Source organism: Streptomyces sp. NPDC087300, assembly GCF_044744425.1.
GTDB lineage: Bacteria > Actinomycetota > Actinomycetes > Streptomycetales > Streptomycetaceae > Streptomyces.
In genome coordinates this window covers 292,241-314,418 of sequence record NZ_JBIUYI010000006.1, presented here as the reverse complement: position 1 = coordinate 314,418, position 22,178 = coordinate 292,241, and the positions used below count along the sequence as shown (strand labels likewise).

The 22,178-nt window shown below is 71.3% G+C and carries 23 protein-coding genes and 1 pseudogene; 9 read left to right on the top strand and 15 right to left on the bottom strand.

Annotated elements, in window-relative coordinates:
* Positions 1–6: 6 nt before the first annotated feature.
* The 3 genes from ACIO9J_RS26410 to ACIO9J_RS26400 form a co-directional block, all read right to left on the bottom strand.
* Positions 7–480, bottom strand: coding sequence for a hypothetical protein (locus tag ACIO9J_RS26410; protein ID WP_402004413.1), 474 nt, complete (start codon positions 478–480; stop codon positions 7–9).
* A gap of 136 nt (positions 481–616) precedes the next feature.
* Entirely contained in the window at positions 617–982 is a 366-nt protein-coding gene (locus ACIO9J_RS26405) for a PH domain-containing protein (RefSeq protein WP_098243742.1), read from the bottom strand.
* Between the two features lie 90 nt (positions 983–1,072).
* Positions 1,073–4,231, bottom strand: a complete 3,159-nt coding sequence (locus ACIO9J_RS26400) for a BTAD domain-containing putative transcriptional regulator (RefSeq protein ID WP_402004410.1) — start codon at positions 4,229–4,231, stop codon at positions 1,073–1,075.
* A gap of 117 nt (positions 4,232–4,348) precedes the next feature.
* On the opposite strand from ACIO9J_RS26400, the gene ACIO9J_RS26395 reads away from it, so the two are divergent.
* From ACIO9J_RS26395 to ACIO9J_RS26380, 4 genes are all read left to right on the top strand, one after another.
* Entirely contained in the window at positions 4,349–4,816 is a 468-nt protein-coding gene (locus ACIO9J_RS26395) for an SDR family NAD(P)-dependent oxidoreductase (RefSeq protein WP_402004407.1), read from the top strand.
* Positions 4,817–4,901: 85 nt separating this feature from the next.
* Positions 4,902–6,116 carry an MFS transporter gene (locus ACIO9J_RS26390; RefSeq protein WP_402004404.1) on the top strand — a complete coding sequence of 405 codons (1,215 nt, stop codon included), beginning with the start codon at positions 4,902–4,904 and terminating at the stop codon, positions 6,114–6,116.
* A gap of 43 nt (positions 6,117–6,159) precedes the next feature.
* Positions 6,160–6,360 (top strand): hypothetical protein, encoded by a 201-nt coding sequence (locus ACIO9J_RS26385; RefSeq protein WP_402004401.1) that lies wholly within the window; start codon positions 6,160–6,162, stop codon positions 6,358–6,360.
* Between the two features lie 182 nt (positions 6,361–6,542).
* Positions 6,543–6,824, top strand: a complete 282-nt coding sequence (locus ACIO9J_RS26380; RefSeq protein WP_402004398.1) for a hypothetical protein — start codon at positions 6,543–6,545, stop codon at positions 6,822–6,824.
* Positions 6,825–6,841: 17 nt separating this feature from the next.
* Here the strand turns inward: ACIO9J_RS26380 and ACIO9J_RS26375 are convergent, their stop codons facing one another.
* Entirely contained in the window at positions 6,842–7,597 is a 756-nt protein-coding gene (locus ACIO9J_RS26375; RefSeq protein ID WP_402004395.1) for an NAD(P)H-dependent oxidoreductase, read from the bottom strand.
* A 96-nt stretch (positions 7,598–7,693) separates the two neighbouring features.
* On the opposite strand from ACIO9J_RS26375, the gene ACIO9J_RS26370 reads away from it, so the two are divergent.
* Entirely contained in the window at positions 7,694–8,551 is an 858-nt protein-coding gene (locus ACIO9J_RS26370; RefSeq protein WP_402004392.1) for a helix-turn-helix domain-containing protein, read from the top strand.
* A 19-nt stretch (positions 8,552–8,570) separates the two neighbouring features.
* On the opposite strand, the gene ACIO9J_RS26365 is transcribed toward ACIO9J_RS26370, so the two are convergent.
* The 6 genes from ACIO9J_RS26365 to ACIO9J_RS26340 form a co-directional block, all read right to left on the bottom strand.
* Positions 8,571–9,314: an ANTAR domain-containing protein gene (locus tag ACIO9J_RS26365; protein ID WP_402004389.1), complete on the bottom strand. Its 744-nt coding sequence runs from the start codon at positions 9,312–9,314 to the stop codon at positions 8,571–8,573.
* Positions 9,315–9,351: 37 nt separating this feature from the next.
* On the bottom strand, positions 9,352–10,239 hold the full coding sequence (locus ACIO9J_RS26360) for a GAF and ANTAR domain-containing protein (protein ID WP_402004386.1): 888 nt from the start codon (positions 10,237–10,239) through the stop codon (positions 9,352–9,354).
* A gap of 22 nt (positions 10,240–10,261) precedes the next feature.
* Positions 10,262–12,127: a CheR family methyltransferase gene (locus ACIO9J_RS26355; protein ID WP_402004383.1), complete on the bottom strand. Its 1,866-nt coding sequence runs from the start codon at positions 12,125–12,127 to the stop codon at positions 10,262–10,264.
* A gap of 2 nt (positions 12,128–12,129) precedes the next feature.
* Positions 12,130–12,729 carry a chemotaxis protein CheB gene (locus tag ACIO9J_RS26350; protein ID WP_402004380.1) on the bottom strand — a complete coding sequence of 200 codons (600 nt, stop codon included), beginning with the start codon at positions 12,727–12,729 and terminating at the stop codon, positions 12,130–12,132.
* 36 nt (positions 12,730–12,765) lie between these two features.
* Positions 12,766–14,046 (bottom strand): M6 family metalloprotease domain-containing protein, encoded by a 1,281-nt coding sequence (locus tag ACIO9J_RS26345; protein WP_402004377.1) that lies wholly within the window; start codon positions 14,044–14,046, stop codon positions 12,766–12,768.
* 192 nt (positions 14,047–14,238) lie between these two features.
* On the bottom strand, positions 14,239–15,627 hold the full coding sequence (locus ACIO9J_RS26340) for an alkaline phosphatase (RefSeq protein WP_402004374.1): 1,389 nt from the start codon (positions 15,625–15,627) through the stop codon (positions 14,239–14,241).
* Positions 15,628–15,905: 278 nt separating this feature from the next.
* Here ACIO9J_RS26340 and ACIO9J_RS26335 point away from each other — a divergent pair, with 278 nt between their 5' ends.
* Complete coding sequence (locus ACIO9J_RS26335; protein WP_402004371.1) at positions 15,906–16,475, top strand: GNAT family N-acetyltransferase; 570 nt, start codon at positions 15,906–15,908, stop codon at positions 16,473–16,475.
* 82 nt (positions 16,476–16,557) lie between these two features.
* Here the strand turns inward: ACIO9J_RS26335 and ACIO9J_RS26330 are convergent, their stop codons facing one another.
* The gene (locus ACIO9J_RS26330) at positions 16,558–17,244 is read right to left on the bottom strand and encodes a TetR/AcrR family transcriptional regulator (RefSeq protein WP_402004368.1); all 687 of its coding nucleotides are present in this window, start codon (positions 17,242–17,244) and stop codon (positions 16,558–16,560) included.
* A gap of 135 nt (positions 17,245–17,379) precedes the next feature.
* Between ACIO9J_RS26330 and ACIO9J_RS26325 the strand changes: the two genes are divergently transcribed.
* On the top strand, positions 17,380–17,991 hold the full coding sequence (locus ACIO9J_RS26325; RefSeq protein WP_402004365.1) for an NAD(P)-dependent oxidoreductase: 612 nt from the start codon (positions 17,380–17,382) through the stop codon (positions 17,989–17,991).
* 73 nt (positions 17,992–18,064) lie between these two features.
* Positions 18,065–18,832 carry an SDR family NAD(P)-dependent oxidoreductase gene (locus ACIO9J_RS26320; RefSeq protein WP_402004362.1) on the top strand — a complete coding sequence of 256 codons (768 nt, stop codon included), beginning with the start codon at positions 18,065–18,067 and terminating at the stop codon, positions 18,830–18,832.
* A gap of 74 nt (positions 18,833–18,906) precedes the next feature.
* Here the strand turns inward: ACIO9J_RS26320 and ACIO9J_RS26315 are convergent, their stop codons facing one another.
* On the bottom strand, positions 18,907–19,377 hold the full coding sequence (locus tag ACIO9J_RS26315; protein WP_402004359.1) for an NUDIX domain-containing protein: 471 nt from the start codon (positions 19,375–19,377) through the stop codon (positions 18,907–18,909).
* A 2-nt stretch (positions 19,378–19,379) separates the two neighbouring features.
* Positions 19,380–19,796 (bottom strand): annotated as a pseudogene (locus ACIO9J_RS26310) (XRE family transcriptional regulator); the annotation flags it as partial.
* Positions 19,797–20,225: 429 nt separating this feature from the next.
* Between ACIO9J_RS26310 and ACIO9J_RS26305 the strand changes: the two are divergent.
* Positions 20,226–20,384, top strand: a complete 159-nt coding sequence (locus ACIO9J_RS26305; protein WP_402004357.1) for a hypothetical protein — start codon at positions 20,226–20,228, stop codon at positions 20,382–20,384.
* 156 nt (positions 20,385–20,540) lie between these two features.
* Here the strand turns inward: ACIO9J_RS26305 and ACIO9J_RS26300 are convergent, their stop codons facing one another.
* Together ACIO9J_RS26300 and ACIO9J_RS26295 are read right to left on the bottom strand one after the other, a co-directional pair.
* Positions 20,541–20,921, bottom strand: coding sequence for a VOC family protein (locus ACIO9J_RS26300; protein WP_402004354.1), 381 nt, complete (start codon positions 20,919–20,921; stop codon positions 20,541–20,543).
* A 753-nt stretch (positions 20,922–21,674) separates the two neighbouring features.
* A complete protein-coding gene (locus ACIO9J_RS26295; protein WP_402004351.1) occupies positions 21,675–22,136 on the bottom strand; it encodes a flavoprotein in 462 nt (153 codons plus the stop codon).
* Positions 22,137–22,178: the final 42 nt, after the last annotated feature.

The window sequence follows — 22,178 nt, the reverse complement described above, 5'->3', positions numbered from 1 at the left end:
CCGGGGTCAGTAGCGCAGCGCGGTCGTCACGTTCGCCTTCACGTCGCCCTTGTCGGCGCCGTCGAGCTTGTGCGTGCTGCGGGCGGTGGCGTCCTTGGACCCGCCGTCGGGAACGTCGCGGACCGTGACCACGACCGTGTCCAGGAGCTTGCCGTCCGGATTCTTGAAGGAGACCTGGACGGCGAAGCTCTTCGACGCACCTGCGGTGTTCTCCGCGGTCACCTGCACCGTGCTGCGCCCGTCGCCGTCGGTCGACGGGGAGCCGAGCCGTACGTCGTCCCTGGCGTCGATGCCGCCCTTGATCTCGTCGATCTTCTCGCCCGCGCGGGCGGTGGCCGACGCGACGGCGGACGCGGCCCTGCCTGCCGTGTCCGAGGGGCTGTCCCCGTCGGAGCAGGCGGCCGCGCCCGCGGCGAGGACGCCGACGAGCGCGGTGGCCGCGAGGCCGCGCGTCCTGTGCCTGTACCCGTTCCCGGCCATGCCGCCTCCGTCGCTCGCTTCACGTGGTCCGTGGTCCGTGGTCCTTGGTCCGTGGTTCCCAGTGAAGACCGGCGGGCCGGAGGCCGCACGCCGGGAGCCACCCGGTGAGGCGCCCTGGGGCCTGTCGGATCAGGTCCTAGCGGGCGACGAACTGCGTCAGGATCGCCTGGACCTCGTAGATGTCGACGCCCTTGGTGAACGTCTTCTGCATCGGCGTCGGGTTGCTGGAGATCCAGATCTTCAGCTCGGCGTCGAGGTCGAAGTGCCCGGCCGTCTCCACCGCGAAGTGCGTGATGCTGCGGTAGGGGATCGAGTGGTACTCGACCTTCTTGCCGGTGATGCCCTGCTTGTCGATCATGATCAGGCGACGGTCGGTGAACAGCATCGTGTCGCGTATCAGCGTGTACGCCGCGTGCACCTGCTCGCCGTGGCCCAGCAGCCGCGCGTACTCGCTCTGCGCCTTCATCGGATCGACGGTGTGCGCGTTCCCGAAAAGTGCCATGTCAGGTCCCCCACTAGATGAAATCCCCATGCCCCGTGTCCCGGCTGAGTCACGGGATCTCCCCAGCGTAACCGGGGGCATGCGAGAACCTCATCCGTACGCTTCACTCTCCGTGTCGTGCGCGCCGCGCTCGAACGCCGCCGCGAACTCCGCATCTCCAAGCACGGCCCTCGCCGCCGCCTCGATCCGGTCGACGTCGCCGCGTTCGGCGGGCGGCAGCGGCGCGCCCACCCCCCTGCGGGCCGCGTCGGCCGCGCCGAGCAGCCGCGCCGCGCGCCCCGCACCCGCCGCGTCCCCGGCGAGCGCCGCCGCGCCCGCGAGGCCCTCCAGGGAGAGCGCGAGGGCGCGCGGTTCGGCGAGCGCGCGGGCGATGCCGAGGCCGGTCCCGTGCAGCGTCTCGGCCGTGGCGCGGTCCGCCCGCAGTTCGGCGACGAAGCCCAGTTCGGCGTGGAGCAGATGGTCACCGGCGGGTGAGGAAACGTCGGCGTGCCGGTCGCGGATGCGCAGCAGATACGACTCGGCGGCCGCGAGGTCCCCGGAGCGGCGGGCCCCGAGGGCGAGCCCCATCTCCGCGTGGATCTCCCCGTACCGGTAGCCCTGCTCGACGGCCAACACCCGGGCCCGCTCGTGCAGTTCACGCGCCCTGTCCCACTCCCCGGTGAGCAGGGCGAGCCGCCCGAGTCCGGAGAGCCGCGCCGACACCTCGGCGGCGAGCCCCAGCTCACGGGCGATGCGCAGCCCCTCGTCCTGACGCCGCACGGCCTCGGCGTACTCGCCCTTGATCTCGGCGAGCGCGGCGAGCGGCGCGACGGTCTGCAACTCGCCCCACCGGTCGCCCAGGTCACGGAAGATCCCGGCGCCGCGCAGTCCGTCGCGCCCCAGGGTGTCCAGATCGCCCCTGATCAGGGCGTGCATGGCGCGCAGGGAGAGCGCGGCGGCGGTGCTCCAGCGGTCGCGGGCGGCCTCGGCGAGGTCGAGCGCGCGGGCGTTGACGCGCTCGCTGGCCCGGGACTCCCCGGCGCTGAAGAGCCCGTACGCGAAGAGCCAGAGGGTGCGGGCGCGCGCGGACTCGGCGGGCTCGTCCACGCCGGTCCCGTACTTCGCCCGCTCTCCGGTGATCAACGCGAACGCGCCCTGTACGAGGCTCAGTTGATCCCGCTCCGGGTTCGCCTCGACCACCGCGGACAGCTCTCGGAGGCCCTCCGAGAGGCGCCCCCGCAGGAGCCACCACCACACCAGCGCGACCCCGAGCCGTACCCCTGCCCCGTCCTGCCGTCCCGCGGCCAGCGCCGCGCGGAGGTTCGCGCTCTCCGCGTCGAGCCGCCGCAGCCAGACCGACTGCTCCCCGCCGCGCAGCAGGGGTTCGGCGCGCTCGGCGAGGTCCAGGTAGTACCGGAGGTGCCGCTCCCGGGCGCCGCCGAGGTCCTCCATCTCCCGCAGCCGGTCACGGGCGTACGCGGCGACGGATTCGAGCAGCCGGTAGCGCGGCGCGGTGCCCGCGGGGCCGGGGGCGGCCACGACCAGCGAACGGTCCACGAGGCGGGTCACCAGGTCGAGGACGTCCGCTCGATCGACCCCGTCCCCGGCGCAGACGGCCTCCGCGGCGTCGAGCGTGCAGCCGTCGTGGTGCACGGCCAGGCGCCGCAGGACGATCCGCTCCGGTGCGCTGAGCAGCTCCCAGCTCCAGTCGATCATCGCGCGCAGCGTCTGCTGACGGGCCGGTGCGCCGCGCTGCCCGGAGCTGAGCAGCCGGAAGCGGTCGCCGAGGCGCTCGGCCAACTCCCGTACACCGAGGGCGCGTACGCGGGTGGCGGCGAGTTCCAGGGCGAGCGGGATGCCGTCCAGGCGGCGGCAGATCTCCGCGACGGCGGCGGCGTCGGCCGGGTCGGTGAGCGTGAAGCCGGGGGCGGAGGCGGCGGCGCGGGCGGCGAAGAGGCTGACGGCGTCGGCGGGCGGCAGGGGCTCGACGAGGAACACGGACTCGCCCGTGAGGCCCAGGGGTTCCTGGCTGGTGGCGAGGATGCGGAGGCCGGGGGCGGCGCGGAGCAGTGCGCCGGCGAGTGCGGCGGCCTCCTCGACGATCTGCTCGCAGTTGTCGAGGACGAGCAGCGCGTGGCGCTCGCGCAGGGCGTCGGCGAGGCGTGGCACGGTCCCGACGGCGCCCCCGGGTACGTCGTCCCGCAGCCCGAGCACCCCCGCGACGACCTGCGCCACGGCATCGACCCCACTCCCCCCAGCCACCCCGGCCAACTCCACGAGCCACACCCCGCCCCGGCCCACGCGCCCGGCCGCCTCCAACGCCAGCCGGGTCTTCCCGACGCCGCCGGGCCCGGTCAAGGTCACGAGGCGGGCGGTGTCGAGGAGTTGGGCGACTTCGGTGGTGGGGCGGTCGCGGCCTATGAGGGGGGTCAGGGGGGTGGGGAGGTTGGTGTGGGGGGCTGCGGGGGGCGCGGTCGGCTCCCCGGTGGGGTCAGCCACGCCGGCGGCTGCGGACGGTGTGGGCCGTGCCGCCGAAGCATCCAGTTCCGGATCCTGGCGCAGGATCGACTCGTGGAGGGACGTCAGTTCCGGGCCCGGGTCCAGGCCCAACTCGTCGGAGAGTTGCTTTCGCAGGGCGGCGTAGGACGCCAGCGCCTCGGTTTGACGGCCTGCCAGGTACAGGGCTCGGAGCTGGACCGCGCGCAGGCGTTCGCGTAGGGGGTGGCGGGCCACCAGGTCCGTGAGTTCGCCGGTCAGCAGCGTGTGGTCGCCCGCGTCCAGGCGGGCCTCCGCCTGTTCCTCCAGGACGGCCAGGCGCTGTTCCGCCAGGCGGTCCGCCGCCGCCCGCACGAACTCCTCGTCGGCCAGGTCCGCGTACGCGGGCCCCCGCCACAAGTCCAGCGCCTCCGTGAGCAGTTCCGAGCGGCGCCGCGGGTCCCTCTCGTCGCGCGCCCGCGCCACCAGCGCGCGGAAGCCGAACGCGTCCACCGCCCCGGGGTCGACCCGCAGCCGGTAGCCGGGCGCCTGCCGCACCACCCGGTCCCTGCCGATCGCCCTGCGCAGCTGGGACACCTTGGACTGGAGCGCGTTGGCCGGGTTGCCGGGCGGCTCGTCGCCCCAGAGGTCGTCGATGAGCCGGTCGGCGGAGACCGGCCGCCCCTCGTGCACCAGAAGATCGGCGAGCAGCGCCCTGACCTTCGCCTCGGGCACCCTCACCGGCTCCCCCTCGCCGTCCCACACCGCCAGTGGACCCAGCACCCCGAACCGCATGCCGATCACCGTACACAGCGACCGTCAGCGGACCGTCAGCACTCCCGAAGCGCCCGCGCGCAGAGTCGTCCCCGTCAGCAGGAACCGGGCCACACCCCAGCGACCAAGGACCCGAACATGCCCAAGTACGCAGGCAGGAAGGCCGTCGTCGTCGGCGGCGCGGACGGACTCGGCCTCGCCATCGCCAAGCGGCTCGTCGAGGGCGGCGCCGAGGTCCTGGTGACCGGCGGGCCCGCGGCCGACCTCGCGCAGGCCGCCGCCGAGGTCGGCCCCGCCGCCCACGTCATCGGCTGCGAGACCGCCGACCCCGCCGCGGTCGACGCGCTCGGCCCCGCCGTCGCCGACCGGCTCGGCGGCGGCATCGACCACCTCTTCGTACACGCGGAGAACGGTCTGCCCCCGGCCGCGCCGCCCGGCCTGCTCCGCCTCCTGCGCGCGGGCGGCTCGGTGGTCCTCACCACCTCGTCCGCCACCGACCGGGCGGTCAACTCCCTCGCCCCGCTGGTCCGTTGTCGCGGCTCGGCGGACGACACGGCCCGTACCGCGCTCCGCCTGGCCGCGGAGACCTCCTACCTCCACACCTGAGCCCCCTCCGGCGCCCCGGCGCCCGTACCCGTATCCGGCGCCCCGGCGCCCGTACCCGTACTCGTACGGAAAGGATCTGAGCCCCATGCGTACCGAGACCCGCCCCACGACCACCAGCACCCCCGCTGCCCCGCCCCAGAAGCTCCCCCTGCTCGCCCTCCTCGCCCTGTCCACCGCCGTCTTCATCACCAGCCTGACCGAGACCCTCCCCGCGGGCCTGCTCCCCGCGATGAGCGCCGACCTCGGCGTCAGCGAGTCCGCGACCGGCCAGACCGTCACCGTCTACGCCATCGGCACCGCGCTCACCGCCATACCGCTGACCGCCGCCACCTCGGCCTGGCGGCGCAAGCGGCTGCTCCTGACCGCGATGGCGGGCTTCGCGGCGGCCAACACCGTCACCGCCGTCTCGGGGGACTACACCCTCACCATGGCCGCCCGCTTCGTCGCCGGTGTCGCCGCCGGTCTCGCCTGGGCGCTGCTCGCCGGCTACGCCCGCCGCATGTCCCCCGCCCACCTCCAGGGCAAGGCGATCGCCATCGCCATGGCGGGCATCCCCGTCGCGCTCTCGCTCGGCGTCCCGGCGGGCACGTTCCTCGGCAAGGTGCTCAGCTGGCAGGTCGCGTTCCTCGTCATGACGGGCCTCACCGTCGGCCTCCTCGCCTGGATCGCCGCACTCGTCCCCGACCACCCGGGCCAGCCGCGCGGCGAGAAGACCCCGATGCTGAGCACCCTGCGCGTACCCGGCGTGAGCCCCGTCCTCTTCGTCACCCTCGTCTTCGTCCTCGCCCACACCGTGCTCTACACGTACATCGCGACGTTCCTCGACGGCCTCGGCATGGCCGACTCCACCGACCTCGTCCTGCTCGTCTTCGGCGCGGCATCGCTGGCCAGCATCTGGATCGTCGGCGCCCTGATCCACCGCGAACTGCGCGCCCTCACCGTCGGCGCCGTGCTCCTGGTCGGCGTCGCTGCGGCCCTGCTCGCCGTGTTCTCGTCGAGCCCCGTCCTCGTCTACGCCGCCGTGATCCTGTGGGGCCTCGGCTGGGGCGGCGCCCCCACCCTGCTCCAGACCGCGGCGGGCGACGCCGGGGACAAGGGCGGCGCGGCGGACGCGGCCCAGGCCATGCTGGTCACCCTGTGGAACGTGGCCATGGCGGGTGGCGGCGTCTTCGGCGGCGTACTCCTCGGCCTGGTCGGCTCCTCGTCCTTCCCCTGGACGATCCTGCTCCTCCTGATCCCGGTCCTGCTCGTGGTCCTCGCGGCCCGCGCCCACGGTTTCCCGGCTCGGAACCGGTCCTGAGAAAATCGCCTCTCTCACAGGGATACGGAGAAGGGGGAGGCCGATGATGATCGTGCTGCTCGGCGTGGTGGTGCTGGTCGCGGCGGCCGGCGTGGGATCGGTGGTCTGGTCCGCGCGGGGCGGACCGCGCTGGGTCGGGGGAGCCGCGAGGGTGACGCTCGCGATCGCGGATCTGATCGCGGCGGCTCACAAGAGGAAGCGCCGGAGCAGTGGGTGGGGCGCCGGGCCGTCCGGGGAGGGCTGATCGGGGCGGGCCGCGGGGCCGCGGGGGCCGCGGTGGCGACTGATGGGGACGGGCCCCGGGGCCGCGGTGGCGGCTGATCGGCCCCGCGACCGCCGGCTGGCGCGACCCCCGACCGGCACCACCCGGACCCACCACCACCGCCCCGCGCCACCCCACCCCCGCCCCGCCCGAACCGTGCCATCGTGGGCGAATGGCATCTCTGTCGGACGACGAGGCCAACTGGCTGGCGACGCAGCGTCCTTACCGGCTGCGACACCGGGGACACCGCTCTTCTCGACGCGTTCCTCGACGCGGGCGCGAGCGCCTGCGTCGCCCCGCGCGGCGGCCCCTTCGGCTACGCGAGCCTCTTCGCCCCGCTCTTCCTCTTCTACGAACTCACCGAGCGCCGCACCCTGCCCCAGGCCGTGGCCCGGCTGCGCGCGCACGACCCGGAACTCGCCATGTGGCATCTGCACCACCGCTGACGGCCGGGCCCGCCGGGTCAGGACCGCACGTGCAGCCCGAGGCCGCTCGTGCCCTGCTCCTCCACGCCCGGCAGGAGCCGCATGTCGTGGTCGTAGTCGCCGCCGACGAGCGTGCGGAACGGCACGGGCTCGTCCGTGAACAGGGCGTCGAGCCGGGCCGCGTACGCCTGTCGCGCCTCCTCGAAGCGCTCGTCGGGCAGCTCGTTCGCCCCGTACACCGCGAAGGGTTCGAGCGGCGCCATCCCGGTGAACCAGAAAAGCCCGTGCTGCAACGGATAGAGCACGTCCGCAAGCTCCCCGTGGATGCCCCGGTCGGAGAACGACGTCGCCCGCGCCCCCGCCGTCACCGACACCAGCGCGCGCCGCCCGGCGAACTGCTGCGCGCTGTAGGGCGGGGGCAGCGTCGGGCCGTAGCCGAACCCGGCCGTGAACACCCGGTCGATCCAGCCCTTCAGGATCGCGGGCGGCCCGAACCACCACATCGGGAACTGCAGGATCACCGCGTCCGACCAGAGCACCTTCTCCTGCTCGGCGGCGACGTCGGCGGTGAGCCCGTCGGCGAGGGTGGCCCGCTCGGACGCGCTCATCACGTGCAGCCTGCCCTCGTCGGCCGGGAAGTCACCGGCGTCGACCGTCGCCTTCCACTTCATCGCGTAGAGGTCGGACTCGCGCACCTCGTGGCCCGCCGCGCGCAGATGACCGACGGCGAAGCGGGTGAGGGAGGCGTTGAGCGAGCGGGACTCGGGGTGGGCGCTGACGACGAGGATCTTCATGGCGCCACGTTCTCCCGGGCGCGGACGGGCAGCCAGTCCCCTGCCCGACGGAGGAACCCCGTTCCTGGTAACGGCGGTCCCACCCATACTGGCCACATGGACGGGGCGGAACACACACGGCGTACCAACGACATCGGCGACTTCCTGCGCGCCAGGCGCGGCCGCGTCGCACCGGAGAGCGTGGGGCTGCCCGGCGGCCCCCGCCGCAGGGTGCGCGGCCTGCGCCGCGAGGAACTCGCCCAGCTCGCCGGGATCAGTGTCGACTACTACGTACGCCTGGAACAGGGCCGCGCCACCCAGCCGTCCCCCGAGGTGCTCGACGCCCTGGCCCGCGCCCTCGGCCTCGACACGGCCGAACGCCACCACCTGGCCACCCTGACCGCCACCGAACGCGGACCCGTTCCGACGGCCCGCGTCAGCCCCCTGCTGCGGCGGATCCTGGACGGCGTCGCCGACGGCCTCCCCGCCTTCGCCACCGACCACCGCCTCGACGTGGTCGCCTGGAACGCCCTCGGCTCGGAACTCCTCGGCGGCCTCGCGGACCCGGCCCGCCGCGACCGGAACAACGCCCGCTTCCTCTTCCTCGACCCCGCGGCCAGGAACGTCCACCCCGACTGGCGGGACCGCGCGGCCGAAGCGGTCGGCCAGCTCCGCGTCGCCGCGGGCCGCTACCCCACCGACACCCCGCTCCTGGACCTCATCGCCGAACTCACCGCGCTCAGCGCCGAGTTCCGCGCGATCTGGGACAGCGGCGAGGTGGTCATGTGCGCCGCGGGCCGCAAACGCCTGTGGCACGCGGCATCGGGCCCCCTCACCCTCGACTTCGAAACCCTCCACGTCCCGGCGGCCCCCGGCGAAACGGGCCTGGTGGTCCACGTCTTCGGCGCGGAGGCGGGGACGGAGGGGGCGGCGGGTCTCGCGCGGATCGGGGCGGTGGTGGAGGCGGGCACCTGAGACGCGGGGCGCGGTCCGGCTACCCGTCGAGCAGCTCCGTCAGCTCCGGATCGGGCCGCCCCGCGATCACCTCCCGCGCCACCTCGTTCAGTGAACGCCGATGTGAACGCGCGTAGGCGCGCATGATGTGGAAGGCGTCGTCCATGGAGAGCTCACTGCCCGACGACAGCACCCCCTTGGCCTGCTCGATGAGGATTCGGCTGGTCAGTGCGCGTTCCAGCTGGGCGGCGAGCGTGCGGCTCTGGTCGGCCTCCAGCGCGCGTTCCAGGGTGAGGGCGGTGAAGTCCGCCATGGACTGGCCCAGCGTGAGCATGCCGGGGGAGAAGGCGTCCGCCGGGCCCGACGAGAGCAGGACGAGCGCGCCGATCGGCTTGGTGAGTCCCCGTAAGGGGAGTGCGGCGACCTGGGTGAAGCCCAGTGCCACGGCCCGGGGGGTGTAGAACGGCCAGCGGACGGCGGCTTCGGCTGTGGTGAGGGAGGGCGTCGAGGCCGGTGGGTTCACCTCGTGGCGGCAGTCGTGGGCGGGCCCCTCGCACCGCTCGACCGCCTCGTGTTCCAGAAGGCACACCTCGGGCCGCGAGCCGGCCATGTTCGCCTTCTCGCGGTCGTCGGGGGCGCACGTCACGGCCGCGGCGTCGACCCCCAGGAGGGACGGGCTGCGGCTCGCCAGGACGGACAGCGTCCCCGTCACCTCCGTCGGATCCCGCGTCGCACCGCGGGCCAGCGCCAAGAAGACGTCGGCCAGTTGCTGTTCCGGCATCATGCCGATGCTCCCTCTTCGGTTCTGGTGGGCTGCTGTTTCAGCCGAAGTCAAGGTCTCCGCGCAGGACCAGCCGCGCGACCGCTTCGGTGGGGACCTCCGTGGTGAACGCGCGCGCTTTGATGAGGGCGAGCGCGTCCGCGACGGAACACCCCGTACGGGCGGAGACCATGCCCACGGCCTGCTGCACGGTGTCCCGGTGGTCCGTGTCGCCGTAGAGCTCGGGGTCGGCGTCGGGGCCGAGCGCCACGATGCGGGTGAGCGCGTCGGCGATGTCGGTCAGGGCGGCGGTATCCGTGTGCCGGGGGCGCGGGTCGAAGACGGCGAGCGAGCCGACGCAACTGTCCTGCGCGTGCAGGGGAACGGCGGACACCGTCACGATTCCCAAGGAGCGCAGCGCGGGTCCGTAGCCGGGCCAGCGCGTCTGGATCGCGGTGCCCGACGCGTGCACGGGGCGCAGGGCCGCCGCCGCGTCCCTGCAAGGCCCCTCGCCGAGCACGAACTCCAAGTCCTGTGCGGCACGTGCCGGTTCGTCGGACACGGCCACCGCCAGCTGGTTCTGGCCCGCGTCGACCAGGGCGAGCGCCGCGCTCTCCATGCCGCACGCCTCGGCGACCCCGGTCATGAACCGGGGCTGGAGCCCGTGCCCCGCGGCCCAGCGCTCCGCGCGGCGCGCGTACACCTCCTGGAGCTCGGCCGACGAGCGGTGGCACGTGGCCGTTCTGCGGTATCTCTCAGCGATCTTCGCGTGCAGGCCGCTCCCGGCGCCGGGCTCGTCCCCCACGACACCGGGATCCGATGCCAGGGCGAGGAGTTCGTGCCGCTCGGCGACCTCCTCGGCCCGGCGCGCACGCTCCATGGCCAGCGCCGCGCGGCGCTGTGCCGTCACCGCGAGACCGAGGCCTTCTTCGTACCCCTGCGGGTTCATACGAGAAGCGTACGTCCGGAAGTCAATCCCGGTCCTGGCTTCGGCTCTGTTCCATCATCAGCACCACGCCTCCGTGGTGGCCGTCGAACGGGGAGCAGAACACGTCGCAGGTGATCGGCCGGCCGAGCCGGCTCATGGACTCGATGCCGACCGGTCCGGAGCGCCGCCGGGTCTCCATGCACTCCACCACCATGGGCCGCAACAGATCGGTGGGCAGGCCGAAGTCGAGGCTGAAGAACTGCAGGCCGACGACCTCGTCCGAGCGCAGCCCCCACAGGTCGACGGCGCCCCGGTTCCAGCTCTTGACCTTCAGGTCGCTGTCCAGGACCACCACGCCCGCCGCGATGCTGGTCAGCACCGCCTCCAGGAAGGCCTTGGCCTCGTCGAGCTCCTCGGTGCGGATGCGCAACTCGTCGTTCATGGTCTCCAGTTCCTCGTTCCCGGACTGGAGTTCCTCGTTGGTCGTCTCCAACTCCTCGTTCGTGGACTGGAGTTCCTCGTTCGTCGTCTCCAGTTCCTCGATGCTCGACTGGAGTTCCTCGTTGGTGGTCTCCAGCTCCTCATTGGTGGACTGGAGTTCCTCGTAGGCCGCCTCCAGGTCCTCGCGGACCCGCTTGACCTCGGCCTTCAGCTGCGTGGACGCGGTGACGTCGGTGAACGAGATCGAGGTCGCCACGTGCACTCCGTTGGGCCCGTAGAGCGGCTGGATCACAATGTCGACGTAGCGCAGGTCCTCACCCACCCGTCGCTCGACCCGGTTGATCCGCAGGGTCCGGCGTTCGTGCGTGGACTGGTCGATCAGGGAGCGGAGTTCTACGGGCCGGTAGGAGATCTCCAGGTCCTGGAAGGGCCGTCCGATGTCGTTGGTGGAGATGCCGTACTGGATCCGTGCCTGGCTGTTGACCACCATGAGGATGCCTTCGCCGTCGATGGCGATCGACGGGGTCGGGCCCGCGTCCAGGGCCAGGTCCTGGAGCTGGCGGCTGCGGGCCCGCGAGCGCAGCTCGGCACCCGAACCGGCCCTGATCTTCAGCGGTGCCGGCTGGTAGGGCAGCCAGGTCTCACCGGTGCTGCGCCGGAAGATCCGCTGCCGCATGTCGGCGACCTCGAACCGGTCGGTGTCGTTCAGCAGCATCTCGGCCTTGCCGAGGAAGAGGAACCCGCCCCGGCGCAGCGCGAAGTGGAAGCGGTCGACGATCTGCGTCTGCGCCTCGACGTTGAAGTACATCAACGTGTTGCGGCAGGTCAGCAGGTCGAGCCGGGAGATCGGGGCGTCGCGGGTGATGTCGTGCCGGCCGAAGATCACCCGGCGGCGCAGATCGGCGCGGAAGCTGAACTGCCCGCCGTTCGGCTCGAAGTACTTGTTCCGCAGCTCTTCCGGGAGCGCCTCCAGGGACTTCGCCGGGTACAGGCCCGACCTGGCATCGCGCAGCGCCTCCTCGTCGACGTCCGTCGCGTAGATCTTGACGCGGTTGAGGCACTCCTCAAGGCCCAGCGCCTCGGCGAACATGATGGCCAGCGAGTACGGCTCCTCGCCGCTGGAGCAGCCCGCGCTCCACACCCTGATCTCCTGGTCCGGCGCGAGCTCCGCGACCACCTGGGCCACGACGTCGCGCTGGAGCAGGGCCCATGCGTCGGGGTCGCGGAAGAAGGACGTGACGTTGATCAGGATCGTGTTGAACAGGGCGCCGAATTCGTCCGCGCTGGTCTCCAGGAGGTCCTGGTAGTCCGCGTACGAGACGATGCCGACGTCGGACATCCGCTTTTTGATGCGCCGTCCCAGCGTGGAACGCTTGTAGCCCGTGAAGTCGAAACCGCGAGCCTCCCTGATGAAGACGAGGAGGTCCTCCAGCGCCTCGTCCTTCTCGGAGTGCTGAGGTACGCCCATGTTCAATGCCTCTTGGCCTCGACGAGTCCGCGGATCACAGCGGCGATCTCCTCAAGAGGTAGCACGAAATCCACGGGCCCCGCGCCCAGGGCGGCCGTCGGCATGCCCGAGTGCTCCGCGGTGTCCGGATCCTGGACGATCACGGTTCCGCCGCGCGACTTCACCGCCTCCGTGCCCAGCGACCCGTCCTTGCCGGTCCCGGTGAGGACGCAGGCGATGGTCCGGTGCCCGTACGCTCCGGCCGCCGATTCGAAGAGCAGGTCGGCGGAGGGCCGTACGAAGTGGACGAGTTCGGTGTCGCTCAGCGACAGGACTCCGTCGGAGCCGATGAGCAGGTGACGGTCGGGAGGGGCGATGTGCACGGTGCCCGGCCGTGCGCGCTCCCCGGCCTCGGCGAGCTTGACCGCGAGTGCCGTACGGCGGCCGAGGACGTCGGCGATCACCGTTCTGTGCCGCGGATCCAGGTGCTGCACCACGAGAACGGGAACCGGGAGGTCCGGGCCCAGCGCTCCCAGCAGGGTGGTCAGTCCTTGGATGCCGCCCGCGGACGAGGCGACAGCGACGATGGCGTAGGGGCCCGGTTCGGGCTGGTCGGCCGTCACGTGACGAGCCTAGCGGACCCGCCGTCACGAGGACCGTTATGTCCCGGACAAGTGCCGCCGGGTAATCCGGACCGTGTACGTGCCGTCGTCGGACCGCTCGACGACCCTGACGGTGACGCCGTGGCGCCGGTCGGTGAAGGCCGTGCCCGGGACGTACGTGGCGTCGCTGAGTTCGGCGTACACGTTGGACCTGTGGACGCAGCCGCCGCTGTCGGGGGTGGCGTCGCTGACGCGGACGGGGTTGTGGCCGCTGCGCGTATCCGTGGAGACCCTGCTGATCAGGACGCCGGGGCGGCAGACGGCCGGGTCGAGGCCGCTCCTGGTGCGGGCCTCGACGGTGATCACGTCGGTGTCGGACACCGGCACCGCGATCAACTTCACACCCCCCTTCGCCGAGAGCGGCGAGAGCGTGAACTCCCTCGTCCCCACCCGGTCTTGGCACCCCACCTGATCCTCGTCGAGCCACCCCAGCTTCCACTTGTGCCAGGCCATGAAGTCGTTGGTCGGCCCCCAGTCCTCGTCCATCACGTCCCAGTGGCCGACGGGGTGGCGCCGGTACTCCTGGCCGGTGCCGTAGAGGTCGGGGAGCCCGAAGGCGTGCCCGTTCTCGTGGTTGAGGACGCGCCAGGCGCTGTCACCGGTCTGCCTGCTCCAGATGAACGAACCCGCCCACGGCACCCGCCCCTTGCCGAAGTCGAGCACCCCGCCGCTGAACGTCACCGAGAGCACCTTGTCGACGGCGTCGGGACCGGCGTTCGGGGTGGCGAGGACGTTCAGTACGTCGTACGAGCCGAGGTCCGCGTCGTCGCCGACGGCCTCGGTGATCTCCCGGGTGATCGCCGAGTAGCCCGGCTCGAAGGGGACACCGCGATCGATGCCGTACTCCCTGAAGGGCTTGGACATCCGGATCCACTTGAGGTGCGGTGTGGACTCGTAGGTGAGCTTCCCGTACGAACTCGCGGCGAAGTGGTCGGCGACCGCGGGGAAGAACTCGGCGTACCGGTCCTGCGGAGGGCCTTCGGCCGGTGCGTCGGAGAAGTCGATGAAGACGGTGTACGCCCGCACGGTCCCGGTGGACTTGCGGTAGTTGCCGGGCGTCGGCAGCCCCTCGTACTTCTCCCAGCCCGCGTGGGCGGGCGGCGCGAGGGCGCAGGGGCCGGACGGGGGCGCCGCGCGGTGGGGCGCGGCCGCGGCGAGTGGGCTCGTCACGGCGAGGACGACGGCCGCGGTGGTGGCGGCGAGCGCGCCCCTGGCTATCCGACGTACGGGCCGGAAGGCGAACGCCCTCCTGACCCTCATCGTCATCGGCATCGTCATCCGACCGGGCTCCCGACTCGTGGCGGCGACGCACGGTGACCGACTGCGTCGTGGAGCCATCACACCGTCGAGGCGGTCGCAGGCGCACTTCGTGGGACCCGTATGGGCGTCCCGTATACGCACAGTGATGGTGCCGACGAGCGGTCGGCACCATCACTCAGGGGCGGGGCGTCTCAGCGGAGGCGCAGGGCCTCAGCGGAGGCGCAGCGCCTCACGCACGGTGGTGAAGAGGTCGGTCTGGTTGGTGACGCCGAGCACGCGGTACGCCTGCGGACCCTGCGCCGCGATCCGCACCTGGGTGCCGGTGTGCTCCTGGGACTGACCGGGCGTGTTGGTCGAGTAGTTGACCTTCAGCTGCTGGCCCTCGTCGGTGACGAGCGTGGAGGAGAGGCCGGGCGGCTGCGCCTCCAGGGGCACGATCTGGCTGGTGTGCGCGTGGTCGGCGGTGGTCACGACCAGGGTGTCCGGGTGCTTGGCGGCGTAGTCGCGTGCGACCTTCACGGCGCGGTCGAACGCGGCGGTCTCACCGATCTGGCCACAGGGGTCGGCGGCGTGGTCCTGCTTGTCGATGGAGGCCCCCTCGACCTGAAGGAAGAACCCCTGCCCCTTATTGCCCTTCCCGTGCTTCTGCTTGGCCTCGAGGAGCTTGATGGCCTTGCTCGCCTGGTCGTCGAGGGCGGGAGTGCCCGCGGGACGGCCGGGGTTGGAGGTGGTGCAGCGCTGCGGGTCGGTACCGCCCTTGGCCGCGGCCTTGCCGGTCCACTCCACGGGCACGTTGCCGGGCGCGAAGAGCCCGAGCACGGGCTTGCCCTTGACGGACTTGACGGCCTTCAACTCACCGTCGTTGGTGACGATCTGATACCCGAGCTTCTTCGCCTGCTCGCTCACCGTGAGGCCCTTGTACTTGCCGTCGGTGACCTTCTGGTCGAAGCGCTGCTTGCCGCCGCCGAGGAGGACGTCGACCTTGTGGTTGACGCTCTGCTCCGCGATCGACCCCGGACCGCCCTTGGCGATGGTGTCCGCCGGGCACTTGGCCATGTCGGCCGGACCCTGGCAGCTGCGGTCGGTGGCGTGCGAGGCGAGCACGGCGGGGGTGGCGTCGGTCAGCTCGGCGGTGGTGACGGACCCGGTCGCGTACCCCTTCTTCTGGGCGAGCTCCAGAATCGTGGGAACGGCCTTGTCGGTGCCGGGCGTCTTCGAGATCCGCCCGTTCACGGTCTTCACACCGGTCGCCCAGCCGGAACCGCTGGCGGCGGAGTCGGTGACGTAGTCGGGCGTCCCGTCCGCGTGCACCGCGTACGTCGTGTAGGCGCCGGTCAGCGGGAACTTGTCCATGTTGAGCCGCCCGTTGGCGCCCACGGTGTAGTCCCGGGCCAGGGTGATCTCGGAGTCACCCATGCCGTCGCCGATGAGCAGGATGACGTTCTTCGCCTTGCCGCCCTGGATCGCCCTGCGGGCCTGATCCTTGGAGTCGGAAGCCCCCGCCGTAGCGGTGACGGTCACGGCCACGGCGGTGGCGGCGGCCACGGACGAGGCGATGATCAGTCGCCGACGGGACCCTGACAGACGCGGTCTGGCCATGCGGAACTCCTCCAAAAGGACGCGGTGACGTCTCGGTACGATGCGGCCACCTCACCAGCGGGACATGAACCACGTGGGACGTGGCGGTGCCTTCTCGATGTCTTGGGGGCGACGTGACGCGGGGGGTGGTGCGGGTGCGGTGCGCGCGGGCGTCGCGGGTGAGTGCGTCATGCGCCGTCGCTGTTGTCTACCACCGCGTGGCGGGCGACAGGAGAGGGGTGGTCGCGGGCCAGCCACAACGCAACCACCGGCGTCGACCCCCTGCGTAGGATCCCTGGATGCCGACGACCAGTGATCTCTTGCAGGGGCCGAGGGTGGCCGTACGCCGCGTCCGCCGCGCGGACCACGAGGAGCTCGCCGCGCTGGCGGAGGAGAGCGCGGAGATGCGCCGCCGCTGGCTGGGCGCCCGCGAACACACGCTGGAGGCGTTCGAGGCCTTCCTCGCGAGACTGGAACAGCCGACCCACGAGGGCTTCGTGCTCTGCCTGCGCGAGACCGGCGCGATCGTGGGCGGCGTCAACATCAACAACATGGTCAGGGGAACCCTCCAGAGCGGCACCCTGGGCTACACCGCGTACGCCTCCACCACCGGTCACGGCTACCTGACCGAGGGACTCGGACTGGTCATCCAGTACGCCTTCGACGAACTGGCCCTGCACCGCCTGGAGGCGAATATCCAGCCGGAAAACACCCCTTCCCTGAGCCTCGTCAAACGCCTGGGCTTCCAACGCGAGGGCTACTCGGCCGCGTTCCAGCTCATCAACGGGGAATGGCGGGACCACGAGCGTTGGGCGATCACGGCGGGGGCGGGGCGGGGCGGCGTGCGCCGGGGCGGGAGTCCGGGTTGATCCGGCTGGGTCGGTCAGCCCGGACCGCTGTCCGCAGGCGCTGATGTCACCCTCACCGCGCGGCCCGGAACCAGCTAGATGCCTAGTTCGCGGCGAGAAGGGCCGCGATGTCTGCCGCAGGGCGACCCGTGTGCAGGCCGATCAGGTCGGTGAGCAGGTCGTCCAGGGGAGGCCAGGACATGGTCCCGTGCGCGTTGTAGAGGCTGACCAGCCCGTGCAGCGCGGTCCAGAGCAGGATTCCGGCCTGCCATTGCCCCTCGGGCGTGGACCGCGTCCCGTCCGGATCGGTGACGGCGGCCAGTGAGGCGACGAGAGCCCCGAAGAGTTCTTCACCGGCTCCGTGGGCTGATCCGGTGAGGAGATCGGTGGGCATGCGTCCGCCGAAGAGGGTCCGGTAGTGGCCGGGCTGGTCGACCCCCCAACGTGCGTACGCGGCACAGCGCGCGACGACGTCACCCAGCGGATCCGGGTTGGCCTGCGCGGCCTGTTCCATCAGCCGGGCCAGTTCTTCGTAGCGCAGCCGCAGCACGTGCTGGACCAGCGCGCTCAGGTCCGGAAAGTGGCCGTAGATGCTGGCCGGTGCGACGCCGACCTCCCGCGCGACCTGGCGGAGCGTCAGCGTCTCGGGCTGGTCGAGGGTGGCGAGCAGCTTGGCCGCGGCGTCGATGAGCTGGCCCCTGAGCACCTGCCCCTGCCCCCGTGGATTCCGACGACGGGGAGCGCCCTGTTCCTGTCGCCCCTGCCCCTGGTCCTGCTCCTGAGGCGCCACCGCCATCCCCCTTCCGACCAGTGTGAACGGTCCGGCAACCGTACACGCGCCCACCGCTGAGCACCCTTGACAGCCCGTCACCAACACTTGTTTACTCACATAGCCAACACTTGTTCAGTCAGGGGGGGGGTCGGCATGCGCATCGCCATACTCGGGGCGTCGGGAAGGACCGGCCGCACGCTCGTGGACCAGGCGGTCGAGCGGGGATACGAGGTGGTGGCGCTGGTCCGCACCCCGACCAGGGCGGCCGTGTCCCCGTCCCCGCAGGTCGAGATCCGACAGGCGGACGTCACCCGCCCGGACACCTTCCCCGACCTGAACGACGTCGACGTGGCCGTCTCCGCCATCGGCATCGGCAAGGGCGACGGTCCGGGCGCCCTGGTCGCCGGGGCCGGTCTGCTCGCCGAGTCGAAGGTCCGCACGGTGTGGCTCGGCGCCCTGGGCTCAGGCGTGTCGAGCCGGTCGGGCGGCCTGATCTACTCGCTGGTGATGAGGGTGTTCGTCGGCGCGGAACTGGCGGAGAAGGCCGAGGCCGACCAGATCGCGCTGGACGCGGGCGCGACGGTGTTCCACGCCCCGGACATCACGGACGGCCCCCTCAGCCCCACCCGCCACGTCGTACGACTCGCGGACCTGCGCCGCCCGCTGCTGCCGCCGAGGATCTCCCGCGCGACGGTGGCGGCGTTGCTGCTGGACGAGGCGGCGACGGGTGGGAGCGGCGCGGGAATCGTCGTACCCCAAGGCTGAACTCCACCTGCGCCGAACTCCTCCTTGGCCGGGCCGAGTTGCCCGGCGTACACGACTTCTCAGAAAGGCCATGATGAGCAACCTCACGGGAAAAATCGGCCTGGTGACGGGCGCAGGCAGCGGAATCGGCCGCGCGACGGCGATCGAATTGGCCCGGCAGGGCGCCACGGTCACGGTCACCGACATCGACGAACGCACGGCGATCGAGACGACCGAGATGATCAGGACGGAAGGCGGAGAGGCGCTGACCGCCACGGTCGACATAGCCGACGAACACTCCGTGCGGACGGCGGTAGAGCGCACGGTCGAGACATACGGCGGCCTCGACTTCGCGGTGAACAACGCGGGCATGGCCTCGCACCACCGACAACTCGACCGTATGACCCTGGACGAGTTCGAACGGGTGGTCCAGGTCAACCTGAGCGGGACCTTCCTGTGCATGAAGCACGAACTGCCCGCGATGCGGAGCCGCGGCGGCGGCGCGATCGTCAACATCGCCTCCGCCGGCGGGTTGTGCGCGATCCCGACGGCCCCCGCCTACGTGGCCGCCAAACACGGCGTCGTAGGCCTTACGAAGGTCGCCGCCGTCGACTACGCGCCCGCCGGCATCCGCGTCAACGCGGTCTGCCCCGGCCCGACACGCACGCCCGGCTTCGAAGCCGTCGCGGCGACCGCGAGCACGGGCACGGACCTGACCGCCATGCAGGAGGCAGCCACTCCCCTGGGCCGCCTGGCCACACCGGAGGAGGCCGCGGCAGCAGCGGTCTGGCTCTGCTCGGACGCGGCGTCGTACGTCACGGGGATCGCGATGTCGGTGGATGGGGGGGGGAGGCGGGCGTGAGGGCAACGTGTAAGCGGTAGAGGTCATTTGGATGGTCGCCCGGAGCACCGGGTCCTGCTCGCCCCCCCGACGCCTCAGCCGAGATACGGCTGCTCACGGCGCTCCAGGAAGTGCCGGAGCCTGAGCCGCTGTGTGTGGTGCATCGGCAGTTCCTCAAGCTCCTCCGGACGGACGAACCGCAGCTCCGTCGACTCGTTGGAGATCGCGAGCAGGCCGCCGACGGTCCGAGCCGTGAAGCAGACGTTGAACTGGCGCCGCACCTCGCCGTCCGAGTACTCGATGATGTGCTTCGGGTCGGTGTACGTGCCGACCAGGCCCGTGATCTCGACGTCGAGGCCGGTCTCCTCCTTGACCTCGCGAACCGCCGCGCCGGGCAGCGAATCGGTGAGGTCCATGCCGCCGCCCGGCAACGCCCACAAGTCGTTGTCCCGGCGGCGTTGAAGCAGGATGCGCCCCTGCTCGTCGGTGACGACCGCTGAGGCCGCGACGACCACGCTGTTCGGCTTCGGGGCGTTCGGGTCGTCGTAGTACTCGGTGCGCGCCATGGTCACTCCTCCTTCTGCACCGGCTTCGCCGTCGCCCAGACCGCGTCGAAGCTCTGCCCGTAGGTGTCGAACATGCCGCCTTCCCGGCTACGGCGGAGATGCCACACCGGCGCACCGTACGCGTTCGCTCCCCAGACGTGGGCGTTGACCAGTAGCTGGTCATCGGCGCGGTACAAGGAGTTGTAGAGCGTCGTCTCGCGGGTCCTCATCTCGATGCCGGATACCCCGACGAGAGGCCGGTAGCGCATCAGGGCCAGTCGGCACCGGGACTCGATGCCGTGACCGAACCGCTCCTCCCGGCCGCGCGCTTGGACGTTCGCGCTTTCGGCATCACCTACTGCGATGCGTACGGAGCATCCCTCGGCGGCTCGTTCACGCAGCAGATCGTTGAGCCGCGGGTAGGCCTCGTGCAGGAGGACGGGGAGCGGTCCGGCCGCCGAAGGGCAGTTGACGCTGCCTCAAGTGCGTTCGCGCGGTGGGTCTGACGGTCGAGGCGGCTGAGGCAGCGGCAACGAGCTGAGACGGGGGAGGGGGGCTCCTCCAGCCGCACCAGCCGCCTCATCTCCGCCCGAAAGTCCCGTGCTTGCCGCGAAGAGCAACGGCCGTCCGGGGTGTCCCTCTTGGTGCTAGCGTGTACGCGTTCCACACGGTGTACGGCAGATTTACGTCCGGCGCCACCGCTTTGTGCCCGACTTGCACTTGTGGCGGTACCAGTTCGACGGAACGCGACGCACCACACACGCACTACCTGAGTACCTGAGTCGGCATGGACCTCAGTCCCAACCCACATGTGGGCGGACTGGCCATGCCGCGAGCTGGATCATCCGCCCAGGAAGGCGGAAGTCCAGGTGGATGCAACGATCATCCTCATCGTGCTCGGAGCCGGTTCGGTCCTGGCCGTCCTGCTGTGGCAAGTCCGGCAGGTTCTTGACCAGGTCCCCGAGGTCGTCGCTTCCTGGCGGCGTGCCCGTCAGGCGGTGCAGCGTCCGGTGGATGAGGACTGCTGAGGTTGAGCGCTGAGGGTTGAGCGCTGAGCTTTGAGGACCAGGCCGAGTCCTCCGTACTGTGCCGAAGTGCTTCTCGGCGCGGCACGGAGGACTCGGCTCCCGCAGTGCGGCTGTCGCGGCTGCACGAGCCCTCTCATCGCGGCCTGGGGCCTGCCGTCAGAGCGGATTGAGACGAGCCTTGAGCAGGCAGAACTCGTTGCCCTCGGGGTCGGCGAGGACGTGCCAGTGTTCGTCGCCGGTCTGGCCGATGTCCGCGGGGCGGGCGCCGAGGGCGAGGAGGCGTTCGAGTTCGGCGTCCTGGTCGCGATCGGTGGCGTTGACGTCGATATGCAGGCGCGGCTTGCCCTGCTCCGGCTTGTCCCGCTTGCTGAGGATGATCGTCGGCTGCGCGCCGCCGAAGCCTTCTCGGGGGCCGATCTCCAGGGTGCCGTCGTCCTCCTGGTCGAGCACCACGAAGTCCAGCACCTCGCACCAGAACCGCGCGAGCACCTCGGGCTCGCGGCAACCGAGCACGAGTTCACTGATACGACATGCCATGGAGGGGACCTGCTCTCGGCGTGGGGTGGGCGAGGTGAGTGGGGCGCGTGAGTCGTGTAGGAACTCGCTCGGGACCGTACCTGGTCGGACGGGCCGGTGCGAGGAGGTTTTCCGGCGGCGCTCGGACAGCGCGTACAACACAAAGGCCCAGGTCGGCGACCTGGGCCTCAACTACTGCAAGCTGCGGAGCGGGTGACGAGAATCGAACTCGCAGGCTCAGCTTGGGAAGCTCGGGTGATCTAGTGGGAGTTGGGCGTCTGACCTGCGGGGGAGTGGGCTGCTGACCTCTCGGCGTCCACGTTTGCTCGTCCGCGATTCCCCGTGGTTCCCCGTCCAATCTGGCACGGGTCTGGCACGACTGCAGTCCCGTTGTCAGTGCCTGCGTCTAGGGTCTGCGGCGCGCGGTCGGCTTCCGGGGGTTCCAGCTCTGAAAGGAATGGTTGCATCCCCGGCCTGTCTGGGGGCGGCCCGGAGGTTCGTCCGGGACCTAACCGACGGTCGGGCTCTGTCGATGGCCAGCAGGTGACCTGCCAGCGCCGACCGCGCATCACTCCCCTGCCAGGTGCACGCTTTCCAACTGTGTTGGCGAGGTCGTGGGTTGCGTGCAGGGGCGTTCACCTGGGTTCATGGATGACCGGCCCATGAGTCGAGTGCCGTGTGTGGTCTAGTCCGAACGTCCGTGTACGGCGCTGAATGAGACCAACGGCGTCTTTGTTGCGGTACTGGTGTGGGTGACGTTTAGGGCACCCTTGATCATGACTCTGAATGTGGGCCAACCGGCAGTGCGCGTTGCCGCAGGTCAGCAGACCACCCAACACGCCGGGCGTACGCGGCGTTCACGCACGGGACCGCCACAGTGGGGATGTTCTTGCCGATCGCCTCGGCGGCCACGCCCACCACGAAGGACGAAGTGATGCCGAGCGCCCATGAGGTGAGGGAGTTGAACGTTGCCGGGGCGAAGAGGACCGCGTCCGCCGGAGGCCACGCGTCGGGCTCGCCGGGGAGTTTGTACTCGCTGCGGACCGGGTGCTCTGTCAGGGTCTCAAGGTGTTCCAGCTCCGTCTCCAGCCAGCGCGCGGCTGTCGGCGTCAGACCCAGGCATACGTCCCAACCATCGCGTCGAGCGTTTTCGACGACTCCCGCGACGTCGAGTACTGGCGGTGCCGCCGACGCGAACAGGTACAGGGTCCGTGCACTGGAGAGCATGCCGCTCATCCCACCTCGGGGACATGCACCACGCAACTGTCCCTGAACCAG

Excerpts from the sequence above, each read along its gene's own strand:
- ACIO9J_RS26355 (WP_402004383.1), bottom strand. The coding sequence starts at position 12,127 with ATGGGCGTACCTCAGCACTCCGAGAAGGACGAGGCGCTGGAGGACCTC.
- ACIO9J_RS26390 (WP_402004404.1), top strand. The coding sequence starts at position 4,902 with ATGCGTACCGAGACCCGCCCCACGACCACCAGCACCCCCGCTGCCCCG.
- ACIO9J_RS26345 (WP_402004377.1), bottom strand. The coding sequence starts at position 14,046 with ATGACGATGCCGATGACGATGAGGGTCAGGAGGGCGTTCGCCTTCCGG.
- ACIO9J_RS26365 (WP_402004389.1), bottom strand. The coding sequence starts at position 9,314 with ATGATGCCGGAACAGCAACTGGCCGACGTCTTCTTGGCGCTGGCCCGC.
- ACIO9J_RS26320 (WP_402004362.1), top strand. The coding sequence starts at position 18,065 with ATGAGCAACCTCACGGGAAAAATCGGCCTGGTGACGGGCGCAGGCAGC.
- ACIO9J_RS26410 (WP_402004413.1), bottom strand. The coding sequence starts at position 480 with ATGGCCGGGAACGGGTACAGGCACAGGACGCGCGGCCTCGCGGCCACC.
- ACIO9J_RS26405 (WP_098243742.1), bottom strand. The coding sequence starts at position 982 with ATGGCACTTTTCGGGAACGCGCACACCGTCGATCCGATGAAGGCGCAG.
- ACIO9J_RS26295 (WP_402004351.1), bottom strand. The coding sequence starts at position 22,136 with ATGAGCGGCATGCTCTCCAGTGCACGGACCCTGTACCTGTTCGCGTCG.
- ACIO9J_RS26300 (WP_402004354.1), bottom strand. The coding sequence starts at position 20,921 with ATGGCATGTCGTATCAGTGAACTCGTGCTCGGTTGCCGCGAGCCCGAG.
- ACIO9J_RS26375 (WP_402004395.1), bottom strand. The coding sequence starts at position 7,597 with ATGAAGATCCTCGTCGTCAGCGCCCACCCCGAGTCCCGCTCGCTCAAC.
- ACIO9J_RS26370 (WP_402004392.1), top strand. The coding sequence starts at position 7,694 with ATGGACGGGGCGGAACACACACGGCGTACCAACGACATCGGCGACTTC.
- ACIO9J_RS26400 (WP_402004410.1), bottom strand. The coding sequence starts at position 4,231 with ATGCGGTTCGGGGTGCTGGGTCCACTGGCGGTGTGGGACGGCGAGGGG.
- ACIO9J_RS26395 (WP_402004407.1), top strand. The coding sequence starts at position 4,349 with ATGCCCAAGTACGCAGGCAGGAAGGCCGTCGTCGTCGGCGGCGCGGAC.
- ACIO9J_RS26360 (WP_402004386.1), bottom strand. The coding sequence starts at position 10,239 with ATGAACCCGCAGGGGTACGAAGAAGGCCTCGGTCTCGCGGTGACGGCA.
- ACIO9J_RS26340 (WP_402004374.1), bottom strand. The coding sequence starts at position 15,627 with ATGGCCAGACCGCGTCTGTCAGGGTCCCGTCGGCGACTGATCATCGCC.
- ACIO9J_RS26325 (WP_402004365.1), top strand. The coding sequence starts at position 17,380 with ATGCGCATCGCCATACTCGGGGCGTCGGGAAGGACCGGCCGCACGCTC.
- ACIO9J_RS26385 (WP_402004401.1), top strand. The coding sequence starts at position 6,160 with ATGATGATCGTGCTGCTCGGCGTGGTGGTGCTGGTCGCGGCGGCCGGC.
- ACIO9J_RS26315 (WP_402004359.1), bottom strand. The coding sequence starts at position 19,377 with ATGGCGCGCACCGAGTACTACGACGACCCGAACGCCCCGAAGCCGAAC.
- ACIO9J_RS26335 (WP_402004371.1), top strand. The coding sequence starts at position 15,906 with ATGCCGACGACCAGTGATCTCTTGCAGGGGCCGAGGGTGGCCGTACGC.